Source organism: Streptomyces sp. NPDC085866 (genome assembly GCF_044541035.1).
In the GTDB taxonomy this organism is placed as follows: Bacteria; Actinomycetota; Actinomycetes; order Streptomycetales; family Streptomycetaceae; genus Streptomyces.
This window is the reverse complement of sequence record NZ_JBITSQ010000006.1, coordinates 289,456-316,130: the sequence shown is the minus strand read 5'-3', so window position 1 is coordinate 316,130 and position 26,675 is coordinate 289,456. Positions and strand designations below refer to the sequence as shown.

23 protein-coding genes are annotated in these 26,675 nt (G+C 70.2%); 13 read left to right on the top strand and 10 right to left on the bottom strand.

What is annotated here, in order from left to right:
- Positions 1-114 precede the first annotated feature (114 nt).
- The 3 genes from ACIF83_RS17115 to ACIF83_RS17105 are packed head-to-tail and all read left to right on the top strand — an operon-like array spanning position 115 to position 4,228.
- Positions 115-969: an LLM class F420-dependent oxidoreductase gene (locus tag ACIF83_RS17115; protein ID WP_393472014.1), complete on the top strand. Its 855-nt coding sequence runs from the start codon at positions 115-117 to the stop codon at positions 967-969.
- Between the two features lie 40 nt (positions 970-1,009).
- Complete coding sequence (locus ACIF83_RS17110) at positions 1,010-3,595, top strand: bifunctional FO biosynthesis protein CofGH (protein WP_393472011.1); 2,586 nt, start codon at positions 1,010-1,012, stop codon at positions 3,593-3,595.
- A 60-nt stretch (positions 3,596-3,655) separates the two neighbouring features.
- Positions 3,656-4,228, top strand: a complete 573-nt coding sequence (locus ACIF83_RS17105; protein ID WP_398139215.1) for a hypothetical protein — start codon at positions 3,656-3,658, stop codon at positions 4,226-4,228.
- On the opposite strand, the gene ACIF83_RS17100 is transcribed toward ACIF83_RS17105, so the two are convergent.
- The gene (locus ACIF83_RS17100; RefSeq protein WP_393472006.1) at positions 4,221-4,730 is read right to left on the bottom strand and encodes a DUF2165 domain-containing protein; all 510 of its coding nucleotides are present in this window, start codon (positions 4,728-4,730) and stop codon (positions 4,221-4,223) included. The two genes, ACIF83_RS17105 and ACIF83_RS17100, sit on opposite strands and share 8 nt — an antisense overlap.
- A gap of 303 nt (positions 4,731-5,033) precedes the next feature.
- Here ACIF83_RS17100 and ACIF83_RS17095 point away from each other — a divergent pair, with 303 nt between their 5' ends.
- Positions 5,034-5,258 (top strand): hypothetical protein, encoded by a 225-nt coding sequence (locus ACIF83_RS17095; RefSeq protein WP_399727569.1) that lies wholly within the window; start codon positions 5,034-5,036, stop codon positions 5,256-5,258.
- Between the two features lie 18 nt (positions 5,259-5,276).
- Here ACIF83_RS17095 and ACIF83_RS17090 read toward each other — a convergent pair whose 3' ends face one another.
- Positions 5,277-6,302, bottom strand: a complete 1,026-nt coding sequence (locus tag ACIF83_RS17090) for an alpha/beta fold hydrolase (RefSeq protein WP_393472001.1) — start codon at positions 6,300-6,302, stop codon at positions 5,277-5,279.
- Positions 6,303-6,408: 106 nt separating this feature from the next.
- Here ACIF83_RS17090 and ACIF83_RS17085 point away from each other — a divergent pair, with 106 nt between their 5' ends.
- Positions 6,409-7,149 (top strand): TetR/AcrR family transcriptional regulator C-terminal domain-containing protein, encoded by a 741-nt coding sequence (locus tag ACIF83_RS17085; protein WP_393471998.1) that lies wholly within the window; start codon positions 6,409-6,411, stop codon positions 7,147-7,149.
- A gap of 95 nt (positions 7,150-7,244) precedes the next feature.
- Complete coding sequence (locus ACIF83_RS17080) at positions 7,245-8,360, top strand: ADP-ribosylglycohydrolase family protein (protein WP_393471995.1); 1,116 nt, start codon at positions 7,245-7,247, stop codon at positions 8,358-8,360.
- Positions 8,361-8,382: 22 nt separating this feature from the next.
- On the opposite strand, the gene ACIF83_RS17075 is transcribed toward ACIF83_RS17080, so the two are convergent.
- Positions 8,383-9,942 carry a sodium:solute symporter family protein gene (locus ACIF83_RS17075; protein WP_393471993.1) on the bottom strand — a complete coding sequence of 520 codons (1,560 nt, stop codon included), beginning with the start codon at positions 9,940-9,942 and terminating at the stop codon, positions 8,383-8,385.
- Positions 9,943-10,101: 159 nt separating this feature from the next.
- The gene (locus ACIF83_RS17070) at positions 10,102-10,890 is read right to left on the bottom strand and encodes an SDR family oxidoreductase (protein WP_393471991.1); all 789 of its coding nucleotides are present in this window, start codon (positions 10,888-10,890) and stop codon (positions 10,102-10,104) included.
- Positions 10,891-10,982: 92 nt separating this feature from the next.
- On the opposite strand from ACIF83_RS17070, the gene ACIF83_RS17065 reads away from it, so the two are divergent.
- A complete protein-coding gene (locus ACIF83_RS17065; protein ID WP_393471989.1) occupies positions 10,983-11,831 on the top strand; it encodes a hypothetical protein in 849 nt (282 codons plus the stop codon).
- A 23-nt stretch (positions 11,832-11,854) separates the two neighbouring features.
- On the opposite strand, the gene ACIF83_RS17060 is transcribed toward ACIF83_RS17065, so the two are convergent.
- Positions 11,855-13,768 (bottom strand): MFS transporter, encoded by a 1,914-nt coding sequence (locus ACIF83_RS17060; protein ID WP_393471987.1) that lies wholly within the window; start codon positions 13,766-13,768, stop codon positions 11,855-11,857.
- Positions 13,769-13,955: 187 nt separating this feature from the next.
- Positions 13,956-16,265 carry a D-alanyl-D-alanine carboxypeptidase gene (locus ACIF83_RS17055; protein WP_399727563.1) on the bottom strand — a complete coding sequence of 770 codons (2,310 nt, stop codon included), beginning with the start codon at positions 16,263-16,265 and terminating at the stop codon, positions 13,956-13,958.
- A 195-nt stretch (positions 16,266-16,460) separates the two neighbouring features.
- Between ACIF83_RS17055 and ACIF83_RS17050 the strand changes: the two genes are divergently transcribed.
- From ACIF83_RS17050 to ACIF83_RS17040, 3 genes are all read left to right on the top strand, one after another.
- Positions 16,461-17,216: a GPP34 family phosphoprotein gene (locus ACIF83_RS17050; RefSeq protein WP_393471982.1), complete on the top strand. Its 756-nt coding sequence runs from the start codon at positions 16,461-16,463 to the stop codon at positions 17,214-17,216.
- Between the two features lie 241 nt (positions 17,217-17,457).
- Positions 17,458-18,315 (top strand): helix-turn-helix transcriptional regulator, encoded by an 858-nt coding sequence (locus ACIF83_RS17045; protein WP_145876332.1) that lies wholly within the window; start codon positions 17,458-17,460, stop codon positions 18,313-18,315.
- Positions 18,316-18,506: 191 nt separating this feature from the next.
- On the top strand, positions 18,507-18,698 hold the full coding sequence (locus tag ACIF83_RS17040; protein ID WP_393471980.1) for a DUF397 domain-containing protein: 192 nt from the start codon (positions 18,507-18,509) through the stop codon (positions 18,696-18,698).
- A 123-nt stretch (positions 18,699-18,821) separates the two neighbouring features.
- Here ACIF83_RS17040 and ACIF83_RS17035 read toward each other — a convergent pair whose 3' ends face one another.
- The 3 genes from ACIF83_RS17035 to ACIF83_RS17025 form a co-directional block, all read right to left on the bottom strand.
- Positions 18,822-19,688 (bottom strand): MerR family transcriptional regulator, encoded by an 867-nt coding sequence (locus ACIF83_RS17035; RefSeq protein WP_393471978.1) that lies wholly within the window; start codon positions 19,686-19,688, stop codon positions 18,822-18,824.
- Positions 19,689-19,752: 64 nt separating this feature from the next.
- Positions 19,753-20,259 carry a glutathione peroxidase gene (locus tag ACIF83_RS17030; RefSeq protein ID WP_399727558.1) on the bottom strand — a complete coding sequence of 169 codons (507 nt, stop codon included), beginning with the start codon at positions 20,257-20,259 and terminating at the stop codon, positions 19,753-19,755.
- A gap of 70 nt (positions 20,260-20,329) precedes the next feature.
- Positions 20,330-21,247, bottom strand: coding sequence for a slipin family protein (locus tag ACIF83_RS17025; protein ID WP_399727555.1), 918 nt, complete (start codon positions 21,245-21,247; stop codon positions 20,330-20,332).
- A 223-nt stretch (positions 21,248-21,470) separates the two neighbouring features.
- Here ACIF83_RS17025 and ACIF83_RS17020 point away from each other — a divergent pair, with 223 nt between their 5' ends.
- Positions 21,471-22,667 (top strand): M23 family metallopeptidase, encoded by a 1,197-nt coding sequence (locus ACIF83_RS17020; RefSeq protein ID WP_399727552.1) that lies wholly within the window; start codon positions 21,471-21,473, stop codon positions 22,665-22,667.
- A gap of 116 nt (positions 22,668-22,783) precedes the next feature.
- Here ACIF83_RS17020 and ACIF83_RS17015 read toward each other — a convergent pair whose 3' ends face one another.
- Positions 22,784-23,473 carry a pentapeptide repeat-containing protein gene (locus tag ACIF83_RS17015; RefSeq protein ID WP_393471967.1) on the bottom strand — a complete coding sequence of 230 codons (690 nt, stop codon included), beginning with the start codon at positions 23,471-23,473 and terminating at the stop codon, positions 22,784-22,786.
- A gap of 397 nt (positions 23,474-23,870) precedes the next feature.
- Between ACIF83_RS17015 and ACIF83_RS17010 the strand changes: the two genes are divergently transcribed.
- Together ACIF83_RS17010 and ACIF83_RS17005 are read left to right on the top strand one after the other, a co-directional pair.
- Entirely contained in the window at positions 23,871-24,947 is a 1,077-nt protein-coding gene (locus ACIF83_RS17010; protein WP_393471964.1) for a medium chain dehydrogenase/reductase family protein, read from the top strand.
- A gap of 427 nt (positions 24,948-25,374) precedes the next feature.
- Positions 25,375-26,667, top strand: coding sequence for a cytochrome P450 (locus ACIF83_RS17005; protein ID WP_399727548.1), 1,293 nt, complete (start codon positions 25,375-25,377; stop codon positions 26,665-26,667).
- The last annotated feature ends 8 nt before the right edge of the window (positions 26,668-26,675 follow it).

Here is a 26,675-nt window from a genome sequence, read left to right as displayed (position 1 = left end):
AAGCCACAACGAACCCGCACCCGCCAACGAAGGCCAGCCGGCCCCCACAACAGGCGCCCAAAGTCCCGACCAGTTGGTATGGACATATGGGGCAGCGCCCGGTACAGATGCCCCATGCGCATCGCCGTCACGATCTTCCTCACCGACGAGACCATCACCCCCACCCGTCTCGCCCACGAACTGGAACGGCGCGGCTTCTGCGGGCTGTACCTGCCCGAGCACACCCACATCCCGGTGGAGCGGACCACCCCCTACCCCGTCGGCGGCGACCTGCCGCGCGAGTACGGCCGCACCCTCGACCCCTTCGTCGCCCTCGGCCAGGCCGCGGCCGTGACCGAGCGGCTTGGCCTCGGCACGGGGATCACGCTGGTCGCCCAGCACGACCCGATCGGCCTGGCCAAGCAGATCGCCACCCTCGACCACCTCTCCGGCGGCCGCTTCACCCTCGGCCTCGGCTTCGGCTGGAACGTCGAGGAGGCCGCCGACCATGGTGTCGAGTGGCGCGGCCGCCGGGAACTGGTCCGGGACCGGATGGGCCTGATGCGGGCGCTGTGGTCCGAGGGACCGGTGGGATACGAGGGCGAGTTCGGCAGTGTGCGGCCCAGCTTCGCGTTCCCCAAGCCGGCGCAGAAGCCGCGCGGGCCGGTCGTCGGCCCACGCACCCTCGTCGGCGGGGCGGCCGGGCCCAGGCTGTTCGCGCACATCGCCGAGTACGCCGACGGCTGGCTGCCGATCGGCGGCCGCGGGCTCGGCGAGTCGCTGCCCGTGCTGCGGTCCGTCTGGGCGGACGCCGGCCGTGACCCGGCCGCCCTCCAGGTGGTCCCGTACGCCGTCCACCCCACCCCCGGCAAGCTCGCCCACTACGCGGAGCTGGGCATCGAGGAGACGGTCGTCCAACTGCCCCCGGCGGGCGAGGCGGAGGTGCTGCGGGTGCTCGACGCGTACGCGAGCTTCCTGGAGCCACGATGAGACCCCACTGGCGTGATCAGCCCGAACGTATGCTCAAGGAATGACGACTTCCGCGACCTCCGGGACCGGCCCGACCGAGAACTCCACGCGTCGCGCCCTCAAACGTGCCCGGGACGGCGTCGCCCTCGACGTCTCCGAGGCGGCGGTGCTCCTCCAGGCCCGCGGCGAGGCTCTCACCGACCTTGCCGCGTCCGCCGCCCGGGTGCGTGACGCGGGCCTTCAGGCGGCGGGCCGGCCCGGTGTCATCACCTACTCGAAGAGCGTCTTCATCCCCCTGACCCGGCTGTGCCGGGACAAGTGTCACTACTGCACCTTCGTCACCGTCCCGGGCAAGCTGCGCCGGGCGGGCCACGGGATGTTCATGTCTCCCGACGAGGTGCTCGACGTCGCCCGCAAGGGTGCCGCCCTCGGCTGCAAGGAAGCCCTGATCACCCTCGGTGACAAGCCGGAGGACCGCTGGCCGGAAGCGCGCGAGTGGCTGGACGCGCACGGCTACGACGACACCATCGCCTACGTCCGCGCCATCTCCGTCCGGATCCTTGAGGAGACGGGCCTGCTGCCCCACCTCAACCCGGGCGTGATGACGTGGACGGACTTCCAGCGGCTGAAGCCCGTGGCCCCCTCCATGGGCATGATGCTGGAGACGACGGCCACCCGGCTGTGGTCCGAGCCCGGCGGCCCGCACCACGGCTCCCCGGACAAGGAACCGGCCGTACGGCTGCGGGTGCTGGAGGACGCGGGCCGTTCCTCGGTGCCCTTCACCTCCGGTCTGCTGATCGGCATCGGCGAGACGTACGAGGAGCGCGCGGAGTCCCTGTTCGCGCTGCGGAAGGTCGCGCGGGCCCACCACGGCATCCAGGAGCTGATCATCCAGAACTTCCGCGCCAAGCCGGACACGGCGATGCGCGGCATGCCGGACGCCGAACTGGACGACCTGGTGGCCACGGTGGCCGTGGCCCGGCACATCATGGGCCCGAGCGCCTGTCTCCAGGCCCCGCCGAACCTCGTCGACGCCGAGTACGAGCGGCTGATCGGCGCCGGTATCGACGACTGGGGCGGGGTGTCCCCGCTCACCATCGACCACGTCAACCCGGAACGCCCCTGGCCGTTGATCGAGGAGCTCACCGAGCATTCCCGCGCCGCCGGCTTCGAGCTGCGTGAACGCCTGTGCGTGTACCCCGAGTTCGTCCGCCGCGGCGAGCCCTGGCTGGACCCGCGCCTGCGCCCGCACGTGGACGCGCTCGCCGACCCGGAGACCGGCCTCGCGCTGCCGGACGCGGTGGTCGAGGGGCGCCCCTGGCAGGAGCCGGAGGAGGCCTTCGTGCCCGCCGGCCGCACGGACCTGCACCGCACGATCGACACCGAGGGTCGGACGACCGACCGGCGTGACGACTTCGACGAGGTGTACGGCGACTGGGAGGCGCTGCGTGAGGCGGCGGCCCCCGGCATGGCGCCGGAGCGCATCGACACGGACGTACGGCAAGCGCTGCGCACGGCAGCCGACGACCCGACCCGTCTGACCGACGCCGAGGCCCTGGCCCTGTTCCACGCGGACGGCCCGGCGCTGGACGCGCTGTGCCAGGTGGCGGACGACGTGCGCAGATCGGCGGTGGGCGACGACGTGACGTACATCGTCACCCGCAACATCAACTTCACCAACGTCTGTTACACGGGCTGCCGCTTCTGTGCCTTCGCGCAGCGCAGGACGGACGCGGACGCGTACACGCTGTCGTTGGAGCAGGTGGCGGACCGGGCCCAGCAGGCGTGGGACGTGGGCGCGGTCGAGGTGTGCATGCAGGGCGGCATCCACCCCGACCTGCCCGGCACGGCGTACTTCGACATCGCGAAGGCGGTGAAGGAGCGGGTCCCCGGCATGCATGTGCACGCCTTCTCCCCGATGGAGGTGGTGAACGGCGCGACCCGCACCGGCATGTCGATCCGGGAGTGGCTGTCCGCCGCCAAGGAGGCCGGTCTCGACTCCATCCCCGGTACGGCGGCGGAGATCCTGGACGACGAGGTCCGCTGGGTGCTGACCAAGGGCAAGCTGCCGGCGGCCACGTGGATCGAGGTGATCACGACGGCCCACGAGCTGGGCATCCGCTCTTCCTCGACGATGATGTACGGGCATGTGGACCAGCCCCGCCACTGGCTGGGCCACCTGCGCACGCTGGCCGGGATCCAGCAGCGGACGGGCGGCTTCACGGAGTTCGTGACGCTTCCCTTCATCCACACGAACGCACCGGTGTATTTGGCGGGCATCGCACGCCCCGGCCCGACCACGCGGGACAACCGAGCGGTGACGGCGATGGCAAGGCTCCTTCTCCACCCCTACATCCCCAACATCCAGACAAGCTGGGTCAAACTGGGCGCGGAGGGTGCGGCGGAGATGCTCCGCTCCGGGGCGAACGACCTGGGTGGCACGCTGATGGAGGAGACGATCTCCCGCATGGCGGGCTCGTCGTACGGCTCGTACAAGTCGATCAGGGAGCTGGTGGCCGTGGCCGAGGCGGCCGGCCGGCCGGCGAAGCCCCGCACCACGCTCTACGGACCGGTCTCGCAGGAGCGCCGGAGCGCGGCCGAGGCCTCCGACGGGCACCTGCCGGATCTGCTCCCCGTCCTGGACTGAGTACGATGATCCGACCCCTGTGCTGAGAAGGGGGACCCGTAGCGGAGGAGATGCGTACCCGTGGCTGCCCGACTGCCCTCGTGGGCCTGGGTCTCCGGTCTGACGGCGGGGGCGACCGCGGCCGTCGTCTTCCTGGCCGTGCAGGCGGAACACGGGCCGCATCCCACGGCCGCGACGGCCAAGCCCAGCGCGTCGGCGTCGGCGTCGACGGGCGCCCACGCGCCCGCGAAGCCGAAGACGCCGGCCGAGCCCAGGCTGCCGGACGCGTCCGGCACGGGGCGTCGGATCGTCTACTCGCTCGGTGAGAAGCGGGTCTGGCTGGTCGACGCGACCGGCAAGCCGACCCGCACGTTCACGGTGTGGCCGGGCACGGTGAGCCCGCAGCCCGGCCGCTACTCGGTCACCCTGCGCATCCAGTCCCTCAAGGGATCGGACGGGGTCGAGATCGAGCACGTCATGTACTTCACCAAGGTGTCGGGCGTGAACATAGCCTTCTCCAACGCCCTCGACGGCGCCTCGCCGCCGCCGGCGGCGAACGGCCAGAAGCTGGGCGGCATCCGCCTCCACAAGGAGGACGGAGCCGCACTGTGGGCCTTCGGCGAGCAGGGCGCCAAGGTGGCTGTCGTCAACTAGCGTCCTGCCGCCCACCCCCCGGCAGCTGGTTGACGATCAGCGCGACCCCGCTGAGCAGGAACACCCGGGTGGCGGCGTCCAGTCCGTTCCAGGTCTTCGACTGCCACATCGAGAACCACTCACCGCCGATCGCGATGAACCCGGCACCGAAGAGCAGCACCAGCATCAGCAGCCCGTAGGTGGACCAGCGCCGGGCCCGGTCGTGGTCCTGCCGCGTCCACAGCCAGGTGCCCCAGATCAGGACGAGCGCGGCGACGGTCTCCCACACGATGATCGCGACGTACGCGGTGTCCTGAAGCGCGGTGCTGGTGATGGCCCGCCACATCAGGTCGTCGTCCTTGAACGTCGTGTCCATCGCCAGCACATGCCGTACGAACTGCTGGTTCGTCCCGAAGTCGGTGATGTTCCCGAGGGCGACCAGGGCGATGTAGAGGGCGAGTATGCCGGTGAGCACACCAGCGGCAAGCCTGAGGCCGGTGTGGCGTGTGGGGGTGGTGGTCATGGGTGGATTCTCCCTGACGAACGCCCCCTCCTCCCACGCGCATTGAGCCAGACTCGAGCGTGAACGGCGAAGTCCAGCGTCAACTGGGCGAGTGGACCGCGCCGTTCGCCAACGCCGTACTGCACGGCCGGCTCAGGGGAAGGGACTTACGGCTCGGGCTGAAGCTGTACGACGACGGCACGCTCGGCCCACCGCATCCAGGTACTGGCGGAAGTTCGCGTGCTCGTCCCCGCCGCCCACAGGGGTTGCCGTCACGGGGTGAACAGAGCGTGCCGCGCCGCGGACCCCTAGGACCGCCGACGGGTGATCGTCGAGTCGGTCCCGACGCGCTCGGCCGGATCGAGGAGGTCGTGGGCCCGCCCGCCGCCACATCGCCGGATCCTCGCCCGCTACGCCTCTGAACGGCGCGCTGTGCTCTTCGACTACTTCGAGCACGCCGCGCCCGCGTTCCGTGCGGCCACCGAGGAGATCCGCAAGTCGGTGGCGCCCAGGCGCAGGAGGGCCGCCCGGCCCGAGGGCGGCGGCTGACCCCTGCGCCACGGTGCTTCAGCGCACCGCCGTGCCCCCCGTCACCACGGGCCGCACCTTGCTCAGCATCAGGTCCAGGAACTGGTCCGGGTGCCGGAACGACGCGAAGTGGCTCGCCTCCCTGATGAGGGCGAAGTCCTTCACCGGGGCCGTGACCTCCTCGTGGAAGCGGCGGGCCGGCTCCGGTGGGGTCAGGACGTCGCTGTCGCCCTGGAAGAGGAAGAAGGGGAGGCGGAAGGACGTGCCCTCGGCCCGTTCGTCGACCGTCATCGCCTGCGGGCCCAGTTGCTCGGAGAAGTTCATGCCCTTCAGATACGAGCGCAGCCCGCGCAGGCTGTGGAACGGGGAGAACCAGAGCGAGCGGATCACCACCGTCTTCATGGTGTCGTAGGTCAGCGGGTCGGTCGTGACGACGATCTTCGCGTGCTCCGACCACTCGTGTGCGGACCAGGCCGTGCGGTCGGGGCCCATCGCCACCACCTTCGCCAGCTCCTTCTTCCTGCCCGCCTTCTCCAGCCGGGCCAGCAGCGCCTCGTACGACGAGGTGTCGCGGCCGCCGTCGACGATGTTCTGGTCGGTGCCGACGTACGCCGAGTACAGCTCGGGGTGGTTGCGGGCCAGCCGCAGACCGGTGACCGTGCCGAAGCTGTTGGCGACCAGGAGGAGCTTGGCGACGCCCAGACGGTCGCGGACGTGTTCCGTCACCTCCAGGGCGTCGGCGTAGATGCGGTCGAGCGTCATCTCGCCCTGACCGGCCGGGCCGCCCGCCGCGAACGTCCTGCCCGCGCCCCGCATGTCCCAGCGCACGATCGTGAAGTGCCGCTCCCAGGCGCGGGTGCGCGGGGCGAAGATCAGGTTGGAGGCGCCGGGACCGCCGTGGATCTCCAGGACCACCGGGTTCGACAGGTCCTCGCCGCGGATGGAGATCCACTGGTCGATGCCGCCGATGCGGACGTACGACCCCTCGTCGATGCCGTTCGGTGCGGTGATGCGCAGCTTCTTCGCGAGCGACGCGCGCTTGAGGGCCCGGTAGGTGAGCAGCATGAGTGTTCCCCCTAAACTGTTTATGCCGTCAGCAGTTGTGTTTACGGTATATACAGTTGGTGGGTGGAGTCAACGGGCTTCGTCCGGACCGAAGGGGAGGGACCGCATGGCCACCCGGAACAAGGAGCAGGACAACCCGCGTGACCCGCGGGCGAGCCTCGCGCTGCTGTGGGGCGAGCAGGAGCAGCCCACCCGCGGGCCCAAGCCGAAGCTGTCCCCGCAGCGGATCGCCGCCGCCGCCGTCGCACTTGCCGATGGGGAAGGGCTGGACGCCGTCTCGATGAGCAAGGTGGCCGGCGGGTTCGGCGTCTCGGCGATGGCGCTGTACCGGTACGTCCCGGGGAAGACCGAACTCGTCGAGTTGATGGTGGAGGCGGTGCTGGCCGAGGGCCCGGATCTGTCGGGTGTGCCGGGCGGGGACTGGCGGGCGGGAGCGCGGGAGTGGGCGCGGCAGTGTGCGCGGGTCTACTCCGCCCACCCCTGGCTGCTCTCGGCCACGGCGATGCGCCGCCAGGTCATGGGGCCGCGGCAGCTGCGCTGGCTGGACGCGGCGCTCGCCGCCCTCGAGCCGACCGGCCTCGGCGCCGCCCAGCGGCACCAGGTGTTCCTGCTCCTCGTCGGACTCGTGCGCAACCTCGCCCAGCAGGTGTCCGACCACGACGAGGAGCAGGACCGGGAGTGGGACCGGCTCACCGGCGAACTCCTCGCCCGGCACGCGGACCGCTTCCCGGCCCTCACCAAGGCGATCGCCGAGGGCGCCTTCGACCCGGCCGGTATCGACCCGCTCGACTTCGGCCTCGACCGGATTCTGGACGGGGTCGAAGCGCTCGTGACTGTGCGGGAATGACCGGGCGGGCATGATTTGCCCCCGTGAACCGACCTTCCCTGGTCGATTACAGTGCTGAGCGTCGTACGTACGGACGGTGCCGTGAGGAGGTCTGAGTGAGTGCGACGTCCGGTGCCGTCTGGGGGCGCGCCGAACAGCAGGACTTCCGCAGCCGGGTGCGCGGCACCCTGCTCGGCGCGGCCGTCGGCGACGCGCTCGGCGGGCCTGCCGATGCGCTCGCCCTGGACGAGATCCGTTCCGTGTACGGCGGGGAAGGACTGCTCGACCTGGCCTTCGGTCACGGGCGGCGCGGTACCGTCACCCACCACACCCAGCTCACCCTCTTCACGGTGGACGGGCTGATCCGCGCCCAGGTGCGCCGCGACACCGGCGCCTGGCATCCGCCGACCGATCTGCACCGGGCGTATCTGCGGTGGGCGGCCACCCAGCGGGACTGGGGGCCCGACGAGCGCCGCAAGGACGACGGCTGGCTGGCGCGGGAGGAGTGGCTGTACGCCCGGCGGGACCCGACCCGGGCCCTGCTCGGGGGACTCGGCGACGAGATCATGGGCACGCTGGAGGCCCCGAAGAACCCCGGCGAACTGGGCCCGGAGGCAGTGGCCCGCTCCGCCCCCTTCGGCCTGCTCGTCGGCTGGGAACCCCAACTGGTCATCCAGCTGGCCGTGGAGTGCGCCGCCCAGACCCACGGCCACCCCATCGCCTACCTCTCGGCGGGCGCGTACGCCGTCATCGTGCATGCCCTCGCCCGCGGGGAGAGCCTGGACAGCGCCGTGCAGCGGGCCCTCGCCCTGCTCGCCGCCCGGCCCGGGCATCAGCCCGTCTCCGACGCCCTCCAGCACGCACTCGGCGCGGTACGGCAGGGACTGCCCGGTCCGTCCCGGGTGGAGGAACTGGCCGGCGACGGCACGGCGGACGGTCTGCTGGCCGCGGCCGTGTACTGCGCGCTGGTGGGGGAGGACGTACGCCACGGCCTGTGCCTCGCGGTGAACCAGAGCGGCCCCTCCGCGGCGGCGGGCGCGCTCACCGGCGGCCTCCTCGGCGCCCTCCACGGCGAAACGGCCCTCCCACCGGCCTGGCTGACCGAGTTGGAGGGCCGCCCGACGATCCTGGAACTCGCCGACGATTTCGCCATGGAGATGACCCAGGGTCCTGCGCTGCACGGCCCTGCGGGATCGTCCCCGGGGTGGCTGGCTCGTTACCCCCGGGTGTGAGCCGAGGCACCGCCGGCAGCCCCTACGGCGCTCCCACCACGTCGTCCCCCGCGCCCGCCGGCACCGGGACCGCCGCCACGCCGTCCCCGTCCGTGTTGACCTTCTCGATGATCGCCATGCGCTCGGGGGTGTCCTCCGGCTTCAGGTAGCCGATGAGGATGTACAGGACCAGGGAGACCGCCAGCGGGATCGAGACCTGGTACTGGAGGGGCACTCCGCCGTCGACGTTCCAGTTGATGGGGTAGTTGACCAGCCAGAAGGCCAGCAGGCCCGCCGCCCAGCTGGTGAGTGCCGCCGTCGGGCCGGAGCGGCGGAACGTGCGGAGCAGACCCAGCATCATCGGGATCGCGATCGGGCCCATGAGACCGGCGACCCACTTGATGACGACCGTGATGATGTCCTTGAAGGCGGGGGAGTTGACCTGCGTCGCGACCGCCATGGACAGGCCGAGGAAGACGACGGTCGTCACCCGGGCCGCGATCAGGCCCGAACGCTCGGTCCACGACCGTGCCTTCGCCGACACCACCGGCGCCACGTCCCGCGTGAACACCGCGGCGATCGCGTTCGCGTCCGACGAGCACATGGCCATCGTGTGCGAGAAGAAGCCGACGATGACGAGGCCCAACAGGCCGTGCGGCAGGAGCTGTTCGGTCATCAGGGCGTAGGAGTCCGAGCCGTCCGGCTTCTGCGCGTGGACGAGCAGCGGGGACATCCACATGGGGAAGAAGAGGACGACCGGCCAGACCAGCCACAGGATCGAGGACAGGCGTGCCGAGCGCTCGGCCTCGTGCGCGCTGCCCGTCGCCATGTAGCGCTGGGCCTGGTTCAGCATGCCGCCGTTGTACTCGAAGAGCTTGATGAACAGGAACGCGAGCAGGAAGACCGTGCCGTACGGGCCGACCAGCGGCTTGCCGTGACCGTGCAACGCGGGCTCGTCCCAGGCGCCGAAGAAGCCGATGTTCTTGTCGTTCAGCTTCAGCACGACCGCGACGAACATCGATATACCCGCCAGCAACTGGATGACGAACTGGCCGAGTTCGGTCAGCGCGTCCGCCCACAGGCCGCCGATCGTGCAGTAGACGGCGGTGATCGCGCCGGTGATGAGGATGCCCTGGTTCAGCGAAACCCCCGTGAACACGGACAACAGGGTCGCGATCGCGGCCCACTTGGCGCCCACGTCCACGATCTTCAGCAGCATGCCCGACCAGGCGAGCGCCTGTTGCGTGGGCAGGTTGTAACGGTTCTTCAGGTACTCCAGCGGGGAGGCCACGTGCAGCCGGGACCGCAGCCGGTTGATGCGCGGCGCGAACAGCCTGGAGCCGATGGCGATGCCGAGCGCGATCGGGAAGGACCAGGTGATGAAGGAGGTGACGCCGTAGGTGTAGGCGATCCCCGCGTACCCCGTGAACATCACCGCGCTGTAGCCCGACATGTGGTGCGAGATGCCGGACAGCCACCAGGGCATCTTGCCGCCGGCCGTGAAGAAGTCGCTGACGTTGTCCACGCGCTTGTGCGACCAGACGCCGATCGCGACCATCACTCCGAAGTAGCCGATCAGCACGGCCCAGTCGAGACCGTTCATGTGTCCCCTTCCAGGGTTCGCAGCCAGGGTCAGGCATGTGAACTCTGGTTTCGGTGACGTACGCACGGCAAGGAAGCGGAAGGTCAAGAGCGAGTAAAAATGTTCGTTGTGGTGACCTTCGTTCACCTACCTGAACATCGAAATCGGGTCCGCTCCGTCTCAGCGCATCAGCTCCCCCGCGTTGACCAGCAACGACTGCCCCGTGATGGACCTTGCCCGGTCCGAGGCCAGGAACACCGCCGCGTCGGCCACGTCCCCGTCCGTCGCCAGCTCCGGCAGTGCCATCCGCTCCGCCAGCCGCCCGAGCACCTCCGCCTCCGGCACCCCTTCCGTGTGCGCGGTGAACTGGACGTACGCCTGCACCGGCGGCCCCCACATCCAGCCCGGCAGCACCGTGTTGACCCGGATCCGGTGCGGCCCCAGCTCCCGCGCCAGTGAGTACATCGCGCTGGTCAGCGCCCCCTTCGAGGCGGCGTACGCGGCCTGCTTCACCTGTGAGGGCGCGGCGACCGCCGACTGCGTCCCGATGAAGACGACGGATCCGCCGCCCGCCGCCTTCAGGGCCGGCAGGCACGCCCGTGTCATCCGCAGCGTCCCCAGCAGGTTCACGTCGATGACCGACTGCCAGGTCGCGAAGTCCGCGTCCTCGACCCCGCCGAAGTAGGAGTCCCACGCAGCTACGTGCACCACCGCGTGGACGGCCCCGAAGCGTTCCCGCGCCAGTGCGGCCAGCGCCTCGCACTGCCCCTCGTCGGTGATGTCGGTCGCCCGGTACGCCGTGTGCCCGCCGGCCGGATCGATCTCGGCCGCACTCTTGGCGAGGTTCGGCTCGGTGCGCGCCCCCAGCACCGCGTTCCCGCCGTCCCGTACGACGGCCGCGGCGACCTGATGGCCGAGCCCGGCCCCGACCCCGGAGACGACGACGGTCTTGCCTGCGAGCAGTGACATGGCGGACCTCCAGCTGTCCTGGCTCTGGCGCATCATCTGACGGAGCGTCAGAGTATGGGCGAGTGGAGGAGGACGGAAGGGGAGGAGCGTTCATGTCCGAGGAGACCGACACCCGTAGCGAGACGTACGCCGAACTGGCCGCCGTGGGCCCCTACGGCGTCCACCCCGGCCACGCCCTGATCACCATGGTCGAGCCGCACCCCGGCCACGAGTACGCCTACAACCGCTGGTACGAGGACGACCACTACTACGCCGGCGCCATGGCCATGCCCTGGATGTACGCCGGCCGGCGCTGGGTCGCCACCCGCGATCTGCAGCTCCTGCGCTACCCGGAGAAGTCGGCCGTCGCCCAGCCCGTCACCGCCGGCTGCTACATCTCCACGTACTGGATCACCGACGGCCGCTACGACGACCACATGAAGTGGACCGTCGCCATCAACAAGCGCCTCAACCGCGACGCCCGCGTCCACCACGACCGCACCCACGTCTTCACGGCCTTCCAGGCCCACGAGACCACGGTCTACCGGGACGGCGCGGCGGGCCCCAGGGACTTCCACGCCCTCGACCATCCGTACGCGGGGCTGGTGGTCGAGGTGATCGACGCGGAGTCGGCGGAGCAGCGGGCACGGCTAGTCGAGTGGCTGACCGCTCGCCGTCTGCCGAAGCACCTGGCGGGCTCCCCGGCGGCCATGGTCACCGTCTTCCGGCCCACGCCCCTGCCCGGCGACCGCATGACCTACGTGAAACAGGTCGAGGGCGTCGACACCCGCCTGACCCTCCTCTGGTTCCTGGAGAAGGATCCGCGGGAGTGCTGGGAGGAGCACTTCACGGGGCTGGACGAGCAGGTGGCGGAGTCAGGGCTGGGCCGGGTCGAACTGGTGGCCCCGTTCATCCCCACGATCCCGGGCACGGACAAGTACGTGACAGAGCTTCGCAGCTGACCGGGCCGGGCGGGTGGGAGAACTTACTTCAGCTCGTCGGGGCAGGGAGTACCACGCGGCAGCTGGTACGGCGCAGCCAAGTGATACGTCCCGGCCTTCGGCGCGAGCAACGTCGTCCACTTGTCCCCCTTGGAGTCCTCCGGCGACTCCATCAGGCACCCGTTGACGTTGTCGTACGTCGAGCCGTCGGAGGCCTTCTGCGGCGGCTTCAGACTCTTGCCCTGCCCGTCGACGACGCTCAGCCAGGGCGAGTACGGGATCTTGATCAGGATCCGCCCCGGCTTGCGCACCTCCAGCGTCATCTCACCCTGCTCGGCCCGGTCCACCACCGCGTTCGGCTCGGCGAGCGGCGTCGGATCGGTCACCCGGAACAGCTGCCAGTTGGCGTCGCCCCAGATCTGCTTCAGGTACGGCATCCCGCGCTGCAGCAGCTGCCGCTCACGCTCGCCGCCGTCCCCGTCCGGGTTGTCCTTGGGCAACACGACGAAGTGCACGGCCCACCGCTGGAGCCACTCGTGGTAGTTCGCCGAGTTGAGCGTGTCGTCGTAGAAGAGCGGGTTGCGCTCCATGTCGGCCTGCCGGTTCCAGCCGCGGGCCAGGTTGACGTAGGGCGCGAGCGCGGAGGCCTCACGGTGCGAGCGCGCCGGGACCACCTCGACCCTGCCCTTCTCCGCGCCGACGTTCTGGAGCTGGTTGACCAGCGGCGCCAGCTCACGGGCCCAGGACGCGGCAGGGGTCGTGTGGACGATGTCGTCGACCGACTTGTACCCGATCCAGCCGACGGTGCCCAGGAACGCCACCACGGTCACGTACCACTTGCGCGAGCGCGGCACCGTGTACGGCAGGGCGGCGATCAGCGCCGCGCCCGCGAACAGCATCGGCAGCCGCGATATGTTCGAGCCGATCTGCGAGTTGATCAGCCAGACCAGGACGACGCCGAGGCTGTAGACGGCGGCCGTCAGCCGTACCGTGATCCATTCCTTGGGGACGAGAAACAGGCACAGCAGGCCGTACGCCAGGGGCATGACGACCGAGCCGAAGATCATCGGCTGGGTGCCGGAGAACGGGAACAGCCACGCCGAGACGGCGACCACCGCCGTGGGTGCGAGCCCCAGCGCCCACGCGCCGGGCCGCCGCTTCTGCAAGAACAGTGCGACCGCGACCAGGCCCACGAACAGCCCCGCGACGGGCGAGGCCATCGTGGCGAGCGCCGCCAGCGGGGCGGCGACCAGGGCCTTCGCCCAGCGTTTGTACCGCCATCGGTAGGGCCAGCAGAAGACGGCAGCGACCGCGCCGAGCGCGAACATCGTGCCGAGCCCGAAGGTCACCCGCCCGGACACCGCGTTGCAGATCAGCGCGAAGACCCCGGCCATCGCGGCCCACAGCGGGTTCTTCACCGCCCGGCTGCGGATCAGCACGAGCGTCAGCAGGCCCGCCGAGACCGTCCCGGCGATCATCATCGTCGTACGGACGCCGAGGACCGACATCAGATACGGCGACACCACGCTGTACGACACCGGGTGCATGCCCCCGTACCAGGCGAGGTTGTACGCCGAGTCCGGGTGCCGGCCGACGAACTCCGCCCAGGCGTCCTGGGCCGCGAGGTCGCCACCGCTGTTCGCGAACGTGAAGAACCAGAGGATGTGCAGGAGGCCGGCCAGAGCCGTGACCGACAGCACGGGATGCAGCAGGAGCCGCTGCCGCAGGGGCTCGGCGGCGGCGAGGAGACGGGCGAGCCGGCCCTGACGTGCGGTCGTACGGTCGTGCGGTTGGTCGTCCGTCCGGCCGTCTGCCCGCTCGTCTGCGCGGCTGTCCCTGTGGCTGTCGGTGCGGTCCTCGCGATGACCGTCCGTGTCAGCCGTGGACAGGCGTATTCGAGGGCCGGATCCCGGGTCCGGATCGGCGTTGTCCGCGCGTGTCGGCTCGGTTGTGGCCACCTGAAGGCACTCCCCGTGTCCCGTCTTCTGTTCTCGGCCGTGTCCCTCGGTGTTACCGGCCGCTTCCCGTCCAGTTCGCGGCCCCGTCCCATGGACCGGCGAGCTGCCCCGTTTCGTGACGCTAGCACGCACCCCGCCGCGGGGCTCCGTCGGCGGGGTGGGGGGAGTGATGCAGCGGGGCTACGGCTCAGCCGAGGCGGGTCAGCTTGTCCGTGAAGCCGGGTTCGGTCAGATCCTTCTGCAGTGCCACCGGGACCGTCACCGCACCGGCCGAACCGTCACCCACGGTGAGCGATCCGACCTTGGTGCCGGCCTTCGCGGTGTGCGGAACGGTGTCCGAGGTGAAGGACAGCTTCACCTTCAGACCTGCCCAGCCGGCCGCCGTGACGTCCTTCGTCGCCACGATCGGCGTACGGCCGCCGAGGCCGTCGTCGACGTACCCGACGACATCGCCCTTCTTCAGGATCGTCGCCGACTTCAGCGCGCCCTGCGCGGCCCGGATCAGCTTGTCGCCCGCGTCCAGGACGCCGCTGATGATGGTGTTGTCGGAGCCGCCGGCGGGCTGGCGCATCGCGGCGCCGATGATGGTGCGGGTCTCGCCGCCGACCTGCTGCTTCGCCGCGAAGACGAGGTTGCCGAGGGCGGAGGTGGTGGTGCCGGTCTTGATGCCGACGACGTTGTTGTAGCCGACCAGCCGGTTGTAGTTGTTGTGCTTGACGCCCTTGTAGTCGACGTAGGACATCATCGCGGCGACCTCGCGGAACGCGGGCTGCTCCATCGCCTTCTTGGCCAGCTTGACCTGGTCCACGGCCGTGCTGACCGTCGAGTCCGTCAGGCCCGAGGGGTCGGTGTACGTGGTGTTGGTCATGCCGAGCTTCTTGGCTGCGGCGTTCATCTTCGTCACGAACGCCTTCTCCGATCCCGAGTCCCAGCGGGCGAGCAGCCGGGCCACGTTGTTGGCGGAGGGCAGGAGGATCGCCTCCAGGGCCTCGCGCTCGGAGATGCTGTCACCGGCGGTGACCGGGACGGTGGACTCCTGGCCGGCGTCCGACTGCTCCTCGGCGGGCTTGTCGATCTTGATCTTCGGGCCGTCCTCGCCGCTCTTGAGCGGGTGCTCGCGCAGGATCAGGTACGCCGTCATGACCTTCGCGACGCTCGCGATCGGTACGGGCTTCTGGGTGCCGGAGGAGCCGAACGTGCCGATGCCCTGGACGTCGAGGGCGGCCTGGCCGGTGGACGGCCACGGGATGTCGGCCTTGCCGCCGTCGAAGGTGTAGGTGCCCTTCGCGGTGAGGGCGAGGGTGGGCTGGGGGAGCGGGCGGAAGGCCTGTACGACCGCAAAGATGATCGCCAGGAGGAGTGCCAGGGGGGTCCAGATCTTGACCCGGCGGACCAGCGTGCGGACCGGGGTCTCCGCGGGCGGAGGCGTGTTCGTCAGTTCGGCCAGCAGGTCCAGCGGGGGCTTGGGCGGGAGGGGCTGCTGGGTGGTGCGTTCGGGGCCGACCTGGGGGAGGGCGGTGGTGGGGGCGGAGGTGTCGTTCTTCAGCGGGACGAACTTGCTGCCGCCCAGCTTGAGAGTGGTGGTGGGCTGGTCGACCTGGGGCTTCTTGGGCTTGACGGCCTTTATGAGGGTGGTCGGCTGGTCAACACCCTTCGCCTCGGCGGGCTTGGCGTCGGCGGGCTTGGCGTCGGCGGGCTTCGCCTCGGCTTCGCCTTCGGCGTCCGTGTTCCCACCCGCACCACCCGTGCGGGTCTCGTTGTCGGCTGCGGGTGGCCCCTGTGGGGCGTCGTCGCCGTCGGCGGCCTGCGGGTCGTCGTCCTCGGCCTGCGGCTCCTCGTCGGCGGCCTCTGCCTCGCCCACGGCGTCGGCCTTCGCCTCGTCCTCGGGCTCGGTGTCGGCCTTGGACTCGTCCTCGGCCTCCGCCGCAGGCTTCGGCTCCTCGGGCTTGGCAGCGGCCTTCGGCTCGTCCTCGTCCTCGGCCTCCGCCGCAGGCTTCGGCTCCTCGGGCTTGGCAGCGGCCTTCGGCTCGTCCTCGGTGTCGGTGTCGGTGTCGGTGTCGGCCTTCGGCTCGTCCTCGGGCGAGGCCTTCGTGGTCTCGGCCTCGTCCTGGGGCTCGGTCTTCGCGTCCTCGGCCGGCTCCGATTTCGTGTCAGCCTTCGCGTCCGGCTCCGACTTGGACTCGGTTTCCGTCTCTGCCTCGGCGGACTCGGTCTCCTGCTCGGGCTCTTCGGGGTTCTTCGGCTCCCCGGCCGAGCGGACCCACGCCGAGACGGCTTCGCGGAGGTCGGAGTCGTCGTCCTCGGAGTCGGCGGCGACCTTCACGTCGCGTATCGAGAGGACCTTCGTCGCGGTGTCCGCCGTGGCACCGGAGGAATCCTTTTCGCGGGAGACCGCGAGACGCGGATCGCGGGCCTCGGGAACCGTACCCCCGCTTCCCGACGTCGGTTCCGCCGACGACTCGTGCTGCTTCGACCTGTCGGGGGACTCGCCCGCCACCGATGCCTCCTAGTGCGCCGCACGCCCACTCGCGCGCCCTGTCCGAACCATGTACCAGTGTCCTGTGTGAGGGCTTGGCCCCTGTGGTAGACGAGAACGACATACCTACCGGTTCCCTCACGAACCGGTCACGCACCCTCGACAGACCAATGTGAGAGGGGTCACCCTGTCTTTCATCCACGCGGGGAGGCATGGATGGGCAGGAGCCGCAGAACACTTCCGGAGGAGCTTCTGCTGCTGGCACTGGACCCGGCCACGGGTACCACTGCACAGCCGCAGTCGCTCGACCTCGGTCTGGCCGGAGCACAGCTAGTGGAGCTGGCGCTGGCCGGACGGATAGCCCCAGACGGGGATCGTATCGCCGTGGTGGTACCACGGCCGACTGGAGATCCGACTTTGGACTGTGCGTTGGAGTTGCTGCGAAGGCGTGGCGCTCCCGTACGTGCCGTCCATTGGATCGGCGGGCCCCGACTGGGGCTGCGTCAGATCTACCTCTCGCATCTCGAACGGTGCGGCATGGTTGCCGCCGTACCGGGGCAGATGTGCGGAGTGCTGCCGACGACTCGCTACCAGGCGACGGACACCGATATCAGCCGGGAGATCCGTGCCCGGCTGGATTCCGCGATCCGCACCGGCGTACCGCCGGACCCGCGGACCGCGGCGCTCGCCGCCCTGGCCCACGCCGTCGGACTCGGCAAGCACCTGTACCCGGGGAATGAGGGCCGCTCCTCACGTTCCCGGTTGCGGGACCTGATCCGGCACGACCCCATGGGCGGGCTGGTCGCGCATGCCGTGATGGACGTACAGAACGGCGCTGCGGCCCAGCCGCGGCGCGGGCCGGCCACAGCCGGCCGGCAGGCGGGGCACGGAGCCAGGACTTCGGCGGAACCCGCACGCGGGGTTCCGATGCAGCCGAGCCGCGGGTCCATGGCACGCGCCGTGGCCCACTGAGCCGCACCGTCAGTTTCCAAGACCCGGTACGGGAGCCGCTGGTTGGAGCGGGGCGGTGAGATCCTCGTGGTCTCACCGCCCCGCTCTGCCGCGTCCGGACTCGTAAATCCGTGCCCGAACTGACGCGTAGGCGCCGCATATCCACGGTTTCCCAGCGGTAGAAAGTACCTTGGTGGCAGTCTGCTCAACAGCAGATACGGAAAGTGTTAAGTACAGGCAGCCAGCCGGAGGTGCACGTCCCGTGGCGTCCAGTGTCAATCCCACCGTCAGACGGCGCCGGCTGGGCCAGGAGCTGCGCAGGCTCCGTGAGCTCAAGGGCATGACGGCCGAAGAAGTGGCGGAGCGGCTGCTCGTGTCGCAGTCGAAGATCAGTCGGCTGGAGAACGGCCGCAGAAGCATCAGTCAGCGTGACGTGCGCGATCTGTGCGGTGTGTACGAGGTCGAGGACCAGCGGATCGTCGACTCCCTGATGGAGATGGCCAGGGACTCGCGGCAGCAGGGCTGGTGGCACACGTTCGGGGATATCCCGTACAGCGTGTACATCGGCCTGGAGACCGACGCCGAGTCGCTGCGGGTGTACGAACCCCAGCTGGTGACCGGCCTGTTGCAGACCCGCGCCTACGCGGAGGCCCTGGTGCAGGGCGCGTTGCCGGAGACGTCGACGGCGGAGATCGAGAAGCGCGTGCAGGTGCGCATGCGCCGACAGGAACGTATCACCGCCGAGGGCGCCGCCCTGCGGCTGTGGGTGGTGCTGGACGAGGCGGCGCTGCGCCGTGTCGTGGGCAGCAAGCTGGTGATGCGTGAGCAGCTGGAGCATCTGATCGAGATGTCCCAACTGCCGCACGTCACCGTGCAGGTGCTGCCCTTCGAGGTGGGCGCGCACCCGGGGCTCAACGGGCAGTACGCGATCCTGGAGTTCACGGACGCGGCCGACTCCAGCGTGGTCTACCTGGAGGGCGTGACCAGCGACCTGTACCTGGAGAAGGCGCAGGACGTGCAGAAGTACGCCGTGATGTACGAGCATCTGCGGGCACAGTCCCTCAATGTGGAGCAATCCCGGCAATACATCTCCGACGTGGCGAAAACCTACGCAGATTGAGCCCTGCTCCACAGGAAGTGCCGGATCGTACACCGTCGTTACGATTCAGAGGAAGGCACACTTGGAATATGCCATCCGCTTGAGTGAACGACTACTCCGGCAGAGCCGGTTGCCCGGTAGCGTCGATCACGCCAATCAGACGACAAGGTTGGCGTGAACCGCACCACCAGCAACTCGCAACAGGAGTGGACATGGCACTGATTCAGGGCGCTTCGGAGACGTGGATGAAGTCCTCCTATTCCGCGGGCAACGGCGCCTGCGTCGAGGTCAAGTCGCCCACCACCGTGGAGCTCGCCGTACGCGACTCCAAGGTCACCGAGGGCCCGATCCTGGCCTTCCCCGCCGACGCGTGGAACGCCTTCGTGGCCTCGGTCAAGGCGTAGGGAGCCCTCTCTGACGTTCCCTCGCAGACACGTCCGACGACAACTGCACACGCTTCACCCCGCAGAGCCCTCTCGACGAGTCGCCGTCCTTGCCGAGGGGGCTCGGCCAGGCCCGGCCCAGGGCTACTTCACCGGAAACGCCACATCGCACACCGGATCCCCGGGCCCGGCCGTGTCCCAGTCCGCGAAGTACACCTCGCGGCAGGGGCCGGCCATCTCCAGGCCCTCCCCGGCCAGCCACTGCTCCACCGCCCCGAAGGCGGCGAGGATCTGCGGATGGGCCACCTGGGCCTTGGCGATCCGGGTGTAGGCCAGCCGGGCCGCCGGCTCCACCCGTACCCGGGTCGCCCCGGCCCGGCCGTGCGCCTCCACCCAAGCCCGGGCCGCCGCCTCGTCCGCCACCGGCACACACGACTCGGCGGGCCCGTCGCTCTCCATCGACACCTCGGAGTGGTAGACGACGAACGGCTCACCCGCCACGCCCCCGCACTCCCGCGCGGCCTGCAGCAGCCGGTCCAGCGATGCGCCGATCCAGGCCGGCAGCTCGTCCGCGAGCGTGTGCCGCGTCTCGGTGATCACCACCTGCGCGGGCACGTCCACCGTCTCGACCACGAACTTCTCGTACATCTCGGAGCTCCTCCCCGACAGTCGTCCACGGAGGTACTCGGCGAGGGTGCGCTGCCCGGCCACCCGGGTCTCCACGTCCGCCCAGTAGGCGGCGAGCAGGTCCGCGGCCGCGGTGCCCTGCGTCCCGACCACCTCGGCGATCCGGGCGAGCGGCATGTCCAGCTGCCGCAGCAGGGCCACCAGACGGGCGCGTTCCACCTGGTCGGCGCGGTAGTAGCGGTAACCGCTGACCTCGTCGACATGCGCCGGCGCGAGCAGCCCGAGGCGGTCGTACAGCCGCAGCGCCTTGGCCGAAAGCCGGGCCCGCGCGGCGAACGCGCCGATGGTCAGCAGCTCCTCGTTCACGATGTCATCCTCCGTCACCGGGCGGTTCTTCCCGCCCGGTGACAAGGACGCTCAGCCCTGCCCCTGGGGCAAGGTCAACCAGCTAGCCCAGCTGGCCCTCGATGGCCGCCACGACCTCCGCGGCCTCCGGCTCGGTCTGCGGCGAGAAGCGCGCGACGACCTGCCCGTCGCGGCCGATGAGGAACTTCTCGAAGTTCCAGCGGATGTCCCCGGTGTGCCCCTCGGAGTCGGCGAAGGCCACCAGACGCTCGTACAGCGTGTGCCGGCCCTCCCCGTTCACCTCGACCTTCTCGGTCAGCGGGAAGGTCACGCCGTACGTCGCGGAGCAGAACTCGGCGATCTCCTCGGCGGTGCCGGGCTCCTGCCCGAGGAACTGGTTGCAGGGCACCCCGAGCACGGTGAAGCCCTGCTCGGCGTACCGCTCCTGCAGCCGCTCGAGGCCCGTGTACTGCGGGGTCAGGCCGCACTTGGAGGCCACGTTCACGATGAGGACGCTCTTGCCGGCGTACTGCGGCAGATTCGCGGAGCCGCCCTTGAGGGCCCCGATCTCGGTGTCCAGTACGGAGCCGTTGTGGTCGTTGGTCGTCATGAGCGGATGCTAACTCCGACGGGTCGCCTCCCCCTTGCCCGGTGCCGAGGGGGAGGCGAGGACACCCGTGCTACGGCTGGTCGGCGCTCTGCTGCGGCTGCTGTGCCGGAACGCTCTCCTGCGCCTGCTGCGCCTCCTGCGCCTCCTGCGCCTCCTGCGCCTCCTGCGCCTGCTGCGCCTGCTGCGCCTGCTGCGCCGGGACACTCTTCGCGTTCAAGTCGGCACCGATGTGCTGTGCGGCCCGGTCGAAGTACCGCAGCAGCTCCACGGGGAACGGCATCACGAGCGTGGAGTTCTTCTCGGCGGCGACCTCGACGACCGTCTGGAGCAGCCGGAGCTGCATGGCCTCGGGCGTGTCCGACATGATCCTCGACGCGTTGGCGAGCTGCTGGGCCGCCTGGAACTCGCCGTCCGCGGTGATGACCCGGGCCCGCCGTTCCCGCTCCGCCTCGGCCTGCCGCGACATGGACCGCTTCAGCGACTCGGGCAGCTGTACGTCCTTGATCTCGACGCGGTCGATGTGGATGCCCCACCCGGCGGCCGGGCTGTCGATCATCAGGGCCAGCCCCTCGTGCAGCCGCTCCCGGTCGCTCAGCAGATCGTCCAGGTCGCTCTTGCCGATGATGGAGCGCAGGGAGGACTGGGCGACCTGCCCGACGGCGAAGTGGTAGTCCTGCACCTCGATGGCCGCCCGCACCGGGTCGGTCACCCGGAAGTAGACGACGGCGTCGACCTTCACCGACACGTTGTCCTTGGTGATGCCCTCCTGAGTGGGCACCGGCATGGTCACGACCTGCACGTTCACCTTGCGCATCCGGTCGGCGAACGGGATGAGGAAGGTGATGCCCGGCTGCCGGAAGGCGGGCTGCGCCTTGCCCCAGCGGAACACCACTCCGCGCTCCACCTGGTTGACCACCCGCATGCCGCTCTTCAGCACGAGCAGTACGAACGCGGCCACGACGACCACTGCGACGACGGTGCCTTCCATGGCACTCCATTCTCCGACGCGACTTCCGTCCGGTTCCGGACAACGGGGATGACATCACGGCGGGCGTCGATGGATGCGCGCCGGGTGTCAGGGATCCGTAAAGAAACCGTTGCGGGATCGCCGGGCCGGGCGACGAACCCCGCGCCGCCGATGATCGTCTTCCAGTCGGCCGCGAGACGTACCGCGCGGCCCACTGCTGCCAGACCTGCGACCGGGGGCCCACATGCACGATCCGACGTCCGAGGCCTCGCCCTCGTCACCCGCTGCGCCGCCGGAGGCCGACATCCTGGTCCGCTTCCTCATGGCGGACCCGGCAGGGAGGGTCCGGCTCGCGCCGGACGTCGCGGAAGCGGTCGGCGCCTCCCGCATGGAGGAGATCGTCGAGGCCACACTCGCCCGCACCGGAACCCCCGTCACCGTCACGGACAGCCCCGACGGCCTGATCGTCACCGGCCCGCAGGGCAGCGTCCGCGCCTGGGCCCACCAGACCCCCGACGGCGAGAAGATCACCGGCCTGCTCCTGGAGGGCGTCCGCTACGAGCCCCCGGCCCGCCGCAGCCCCCTCCCGCTGCCCGCGACCTGGCTGACACTGGTCCTCCTGGTCACCCTCTGGAACGTCTTCACGCTCTGGACGGCCACGGACCGCAGCTCCTGGTGCGCCGGCCTGGCCACCCTCGCGGCCTTCTTCGTCTTCGTCGAGGGCTGTGGCGCCCCCGCCCAGCAGCCGCGCCTGCACCGCCGTACGGTCGAGGCGGCCGCCCTCACCGCCCTCGCCTCGGCCTACCGCCTCCCCGCCCTCCCGGCCGGTCACCTCACCATGGCCCTCGCCGTGTCCCTGGCCGTCCTCGCAGGCGTCGTGTTCCTGGTGGCCCGAGCCCGCCTCCACCACTGGCGCACCCCCGTCTCCCAGCCCCTCCTCTTCCCCCTGGAGGGCACCTGGTACGTCATCCAGGGCGGCGGCCGCCCCCTCAACCACCATGCCCGAGTCCCGGAGCAGCGCGCCGCCCTGGACCTGGTCTCCCTGGGCCCGCACGGCACCCGCACGCGCCCCGGCCGCGACCTGACCGACTACGCCGCGTACGGCCGCCCCGTCCGCTCGCCCTGCCGCGGCCGCGTGATCTCCGCGGCCACGACGATCGCCGACCAGCGCCCGGGCGAGATCCGCTACCAACCCCTCTACGGCAACCACGTCTTCCTCGACACGGGCCATGAGATCGTCAAACTGGCGCACCTGCGCCAGGGTTCGGTGACGGTGCGCCCGGGTGACACGGTCGAACCGGGTGACCTCCTCGGCGAGGTCGGCAACAGCGGCAACTCCAGCGAGCCCCACCTGCACTTCCACGCCGAGCGCGACGGCGTCGGCCTGGACCTGCGGTTCACCGATGTCGGAGGGCGGATGTACCGGGGCCGCACGATCTGAGGAGACCGCGGCCCTGCTCACACCGGAACGCCTGGAACACAACCTCGCACGAGCCACCGCCGATCCCGCAGACGCGCGGGCGGAGCGCCGGCGACGGCCGCGAGGAGCGGCTGAACTCACGCGCCGCCGGGTGTCGGGGACGGTGTCCGCGGGGCCGTGCTCGACGTGACCTCGGGCAGATCGCCCTCCGGCCGGCGTGCCCCGGTCAGATCGGCGCCGTCCCAGGTGATCTCGGTCAGATCTGCGCGCTCCAGCCTTGTTCCCGCCATGTTCGCCCGCTTGAGGTTCGCACCCGTCAAGTCCGCTTCCCGGAGGTCGGCCCGCTCGGCGTTCGCGTCCGTCAGATCGGCCCCGGCCAGATGCGCGCCGCTCAGCACCGCCAACTCCAGGTTCACGCCCGAGAGATCGGCCTGCTCGAAGCCGCCGCCGGAGAGAACCGCCCCGCCGAGGTTCGCGTTGGTCAGATTCGCGCCTTTCAGCTCGACCTTTCCGAGGCGGACCCCTCTGAGGTCGATGACGGCGTTTCCGTCGTGGGAGGGGTCGCGGTTGCCGAGCGCGTAGAGGGCCGCCTGGATGTCGGGGGCCTTGTCCACCGTCGCCGACTTCTTGGTGGCGCGGTCACGGACGTACTTGGACAACATGTCGATCACTGCGGGCTGTGTCCGGGGGGAGTCGGTCATGATGCTCTGCATGGAGTAGATGGCTCCCCTGCGGACATCGACGGAATCGTCGACGAGTTTCTCCACGGCGGCGTCGTACCGGTCGGCGATCTGCCCCTGCTCGGAGATCGTCAGCTCGTCGGACACCTGGGCGACCGATACCCAGGTGAAGACCAGGGCGGCGACCGCCGCCAGTCCCGGGAGCGTCGTCGCGAGCAGATTCGCCCAGTGGCCCGAGCCCCCTGTCTGCTCGGCGCGACCGGGAGCCGCCCAGCGGCCACCGGCCCGCTCCGGCGCCCTGCGACGGTGTCCGGGGGGACGTGCCCCGATGGGTGGCCGAAGGGGACGACGCGCGTACCGGTTTCCTGCCCGTAACCGGCGGTCCGCGATCCGGCGAAGCTGTCGGCCGCGTGCTCCCGCACGAGGTATGCCTCTGCTCACGACTGCCATTTGATCGCATGTCAGCGGGCAGGCAAAGGCCGCCCCTAAGCCCTGACAAGATCGATCGGATGCGGGGGCGGTGCGGCCGACCTAGGCTGAAAAGGTGAAGCGCGTCGTCGTCGATCATTTCGGTGGCCCCGAGGTTTTGCGGGTCGTGGAGGACGACGATCCCCGGCCGGGACCTGGTGAGGTGTGTGTCAGGGTGCTGGCCGCAGGCGTGTCGTTCACCGATGCCCAGTTGCGGGCCGGCACGTATCTCGGCGTACCGAAGCCGCCGTTCACGCCCGGTTATGAGCTCGTCGGCATCGTCGAGGAGCTCGGCCCGGGCTGTTCGCAGCTGCGGGTGGGGGACCGCATCGGTGCGCTGACGGTGTGGGGCGCGGACGCGGAGCGCGTGTGCGTGCCGGAGGCGGAGGCGGTCGAGGTGCCCGGAAACCTCGACCCGGCGGAGGTGCTGAACCTCGTCTTCACCTATATGACCGCCTATCAGCTGCTGCACCGTGTGGCGAGGGTGCGGCGCGGCGAGACGGTGCTCGTACACGGTGCTGCCGGCAGGGTGGGCACCGCGGTCCTCGAACTCGGAGCGGCCGCCGGGCTCCACCTCTGCGGAACGGCATCCGCCCGCGACCGCGCAGCGGTCGAACGGCTCGGCGCGGTGGCGATCGACTACCGCGACGAGGACTTCCTGGAGCGGGTGCGCGAGTTCCCCGGGAAAGGCGTCGACGTCGTGCTCGACGGGCTCGGCGGCGCGGTGTCGCTGCGCTCCTTCCGTGCGCTGAGGCCCGGCGGACGACTTGTCGTGTACGGCCACTACGCCACGCTCGAGCATGGGCACAAGAACTGGCGAGCGTGGGTGGAGTGGTATGCGGCCACCGGGGCCGTCTGGCTGTGGAGCCTGCTCTCGCCCCGACGGCAGGCGCTCGCCTACCGGATCCAGAAACTGCACGGTCGTCACCGCCAACTGCTTCCCGTGGCCGGCGCTCACCCCGCGCTTGCCGTGGGTGGAGGTCCCCGTGACCCGGAGCGGTTCCGGGCGGACTTCCGCGCGTTGCTCGAACTGCTCCGTGAGCACAAGATCCATCCGGTCGTGGCCGAACGTCTGCCGCTGTCCGAGGCTCGCCGAGCGCACGAGATGCTCGAGCGCTCGGCGGCGAAGGGGAAGCTTGTCCTCGTGCCATGAGCCGAGGCCGAGGAGGACGGCGGCAGCAAGTGCCTGTTGCCCCCCTACGCGCCCCCGGCAGGATTGCGCGCCTTATATCCATGCGTGCGGCTGAAAGTCCAAATATGTCACATATGATGCATGGAGCAATATGGCATATGCGCAGCATGTGGCATTTAATGCTGACGGGAGCTTCTTTAGCGAACCCCTCAGCTGGGAGGTCTCAGACAGGCGAGAGGAGTGCATCATGATCGCCAAGCTGCTCGGCAAGCTGTCCTTCACCCGCCACTACGGTGCGTACGGGGAACACGACTGGAACGCTTACGCCGGCGACTAGGCCTGACCGCACTACCGGCGGACGCCCCCGGGCGCCCGCCGACCCCCAGCCACACTGCCGACGACATCGGCCTGGACAGGTACGAGAGCCAGGGACGATCTCATGGGCCGAATGAACGAGCCGCCGCAGTTGTCCGACGGCGGCTTCGCGGCCTGGAGCCGCGACCGGCTGGCACTGGCGCGCCGTGGCGCTGACGAGTGCGGGGACGTCTGGCAGCTGGAGCCGGGTGTCTACGTAGCCGCCACGGCCGGGCCGTGTGAAGACGTCCTGCACCGCGCGCAGGACTTCCTCAAGGCGCCCTCGCCGCTCTTCCCGCCGTTGAAGAGGTCGAGCGGAACACCGACCCTCGAGGAGCGCGCCCACGCTCACGCCGCCCGCATGCGCGGACTGCGCGCACATGCGGTTGCAGGCCGGATCGGTGAGATCGCGCCCAAGGCCGCTCGATTCGCCGACCAGTGGCCCACGGGCCAGGAGGTCGAGATTCTGCCCCAGGTCCGGCACGCCCTGGCAGAGATCGGCGTGCACTACCTCTTCTCCGAAGACGCGCCCACCCTGCTGCCCTTCGCCGCACAGCTCTTCCTGGCCCGGGAGGTGCTCGTACGCCCCTCGCGCTGGGTATGGCCGGGCTGGATCCCCACACCGGCACGGCGATTCCGCACACGGCAACAAGTCGCCTTCACGAACGCTCTGCGGCCCATCGTCCGCCGGCGCCGTTCCTCGGGCCGGCTCGGTGACGACCTGCTGGGACAGATGCTCCTGCCCTCCTCCCACTACGGCCTACTGCCGGAAGAGGCCGTCCTCGACACTCTTCCCGGAATCACCGTCGCCACCTTCGAGACACCCTCCCGGGCAGCCGGATGGATCCTGCTCCACCTGGCCCGGTACCCCCGGGCAGCGGACCGCGTCGCGGCCGAAGCCGCCTTGCTGCCCGCGGACCCGGCCGAGACGACCAGCACCCACCTCGACAGCCTGCGATACACCCGGGCACTGGTGAACGAGGTGCTCCGACTGCACCCCCCGAGCTGGCTACTGACCCGGCGCGCCACGCGACGGACTCAGCTCGCCGGCTACACCATCGACGCCGGTTCCACCGTCCTCGTCTGCCCCTACACGGCCCACCGCGACGCACGGGAACACTCCGAGCCGGACCGGTTCCAGCCCGAGCGCTGGCTCGACGACGCGGGCTCGCCGGCGAAACCCGGGGTCTTCCTCTCCTTCGGTACCGGCCCGCACGCCTGCGAGGGAGCCGCTCTGGCCATGGCGATGCTGACGCTCCTGACCGCGCACACCGCCCGCTGCTACGACTTGAGCGAGCCGCCCGGGCCGGAGCCCGGCTTCCAGGTCGCCACCTTCGAAGGTCTCGCAACGGTCGGCTTGCACCTGCGTGCCACTTCGCGCAGCTGAGGGCAGCG

Coding starts and splice junctions, on each gene's coding strand:
- ACIF83_RS17115 (WP_393472014.1), top strand. CDS start 115: ATGCGCATCGCCGTCACGATCTTCCTCACCGACGAGACCATCACCCCC.
- ACIF83_RS17110 (WP_393472011.1), top strand. CDS start 1,010: ATGACGACTTCCGCGACCTCCGGGACCGGCCCGACCGAGAACTCCACG.
- ACIF83_RS17100 (WP_393472006.1), bottom strand. CDS start 4,730: ATGACCACCACCCCCACACGCCACACCGGCCTCAGGCTTGCCGCTGGT.
- ACIF83_RS17090 (WP_393472001.1), bottom strand. CDS start 6,302: ATGCTGCTCACCTACCGGGCCCTCAAGCGCGCGTCGCTCGCGAAGAAG.
- ACIF83_RS17085 (WP_393471998.1), top strand. CDS start 6,409: ATGGCCACCCGGAACAAGGAGCAGGACAACCCGCGTGACCCGCGGGCG.
- ACIF83_RS17075 (WP_393471993.1), bottom strand. CDS start 9,942: ATGAACGGTCTCGACTGGGCCGTGCTGATCGGCTACTTCGGAGTGATG.
- ACIF83_RS17070 (WP_393471991.1), bottom strand. CDS start 10,890: ATGTCACTGCTCGCAGGCAAGACCGTCGTCGTCTCCGGGGTCGGGGCC.
- ACIF83_RS17065 (WP_393471989.1), top strand. CDS start 10,983: ATGTCCGAGGAGACCGACACCCGTAGCGAGACGTACGCCGAACTGGCC.
- ACIF83_RS17050 (WP_393471982.1), top strand. CDS start 16,461: ATGGGCAGGAGCCGCAGAACACTTCCGGAGGAGCTTCTGCTGCTGGCA.
- ACIF83_RS17040 (WP_393471980.1), top strand. CDS start 18,507: ATGGCACTGATTCAGGGCGCTTCGGAGACGTGGATGAAGTCCTCCTAT.
- ACIF83_RS17030 (WP_399727558.1), bottom strand. CDS start 20,259: ATGACGACCAACGACCACAACGGCTCCGTACTGGACACCGAGATCGGG.
- ACIF83_RS17025 (WP_399727555.1), bottom strand. CDS start 21,247: ATGGAAGGCACCGTCGTCGCAGTGGTCGTCGTGGCCGCGTTCGTACTG.
- ACIF83_RS17020 (WP_399727552.1), top strand. CDS start 21,471: ATGCACGATCCGACGTCCGAGGCCTCGCCCTCGTCACCCGCTGCGCCG.
- ACIF83_RS17005 (WP_399727548.1), top strand. CDS start 25,375: ATGAACGAGCCGCCGCAGTTGTCCGACGGCGGCTTCGCGGCCTGGAGC.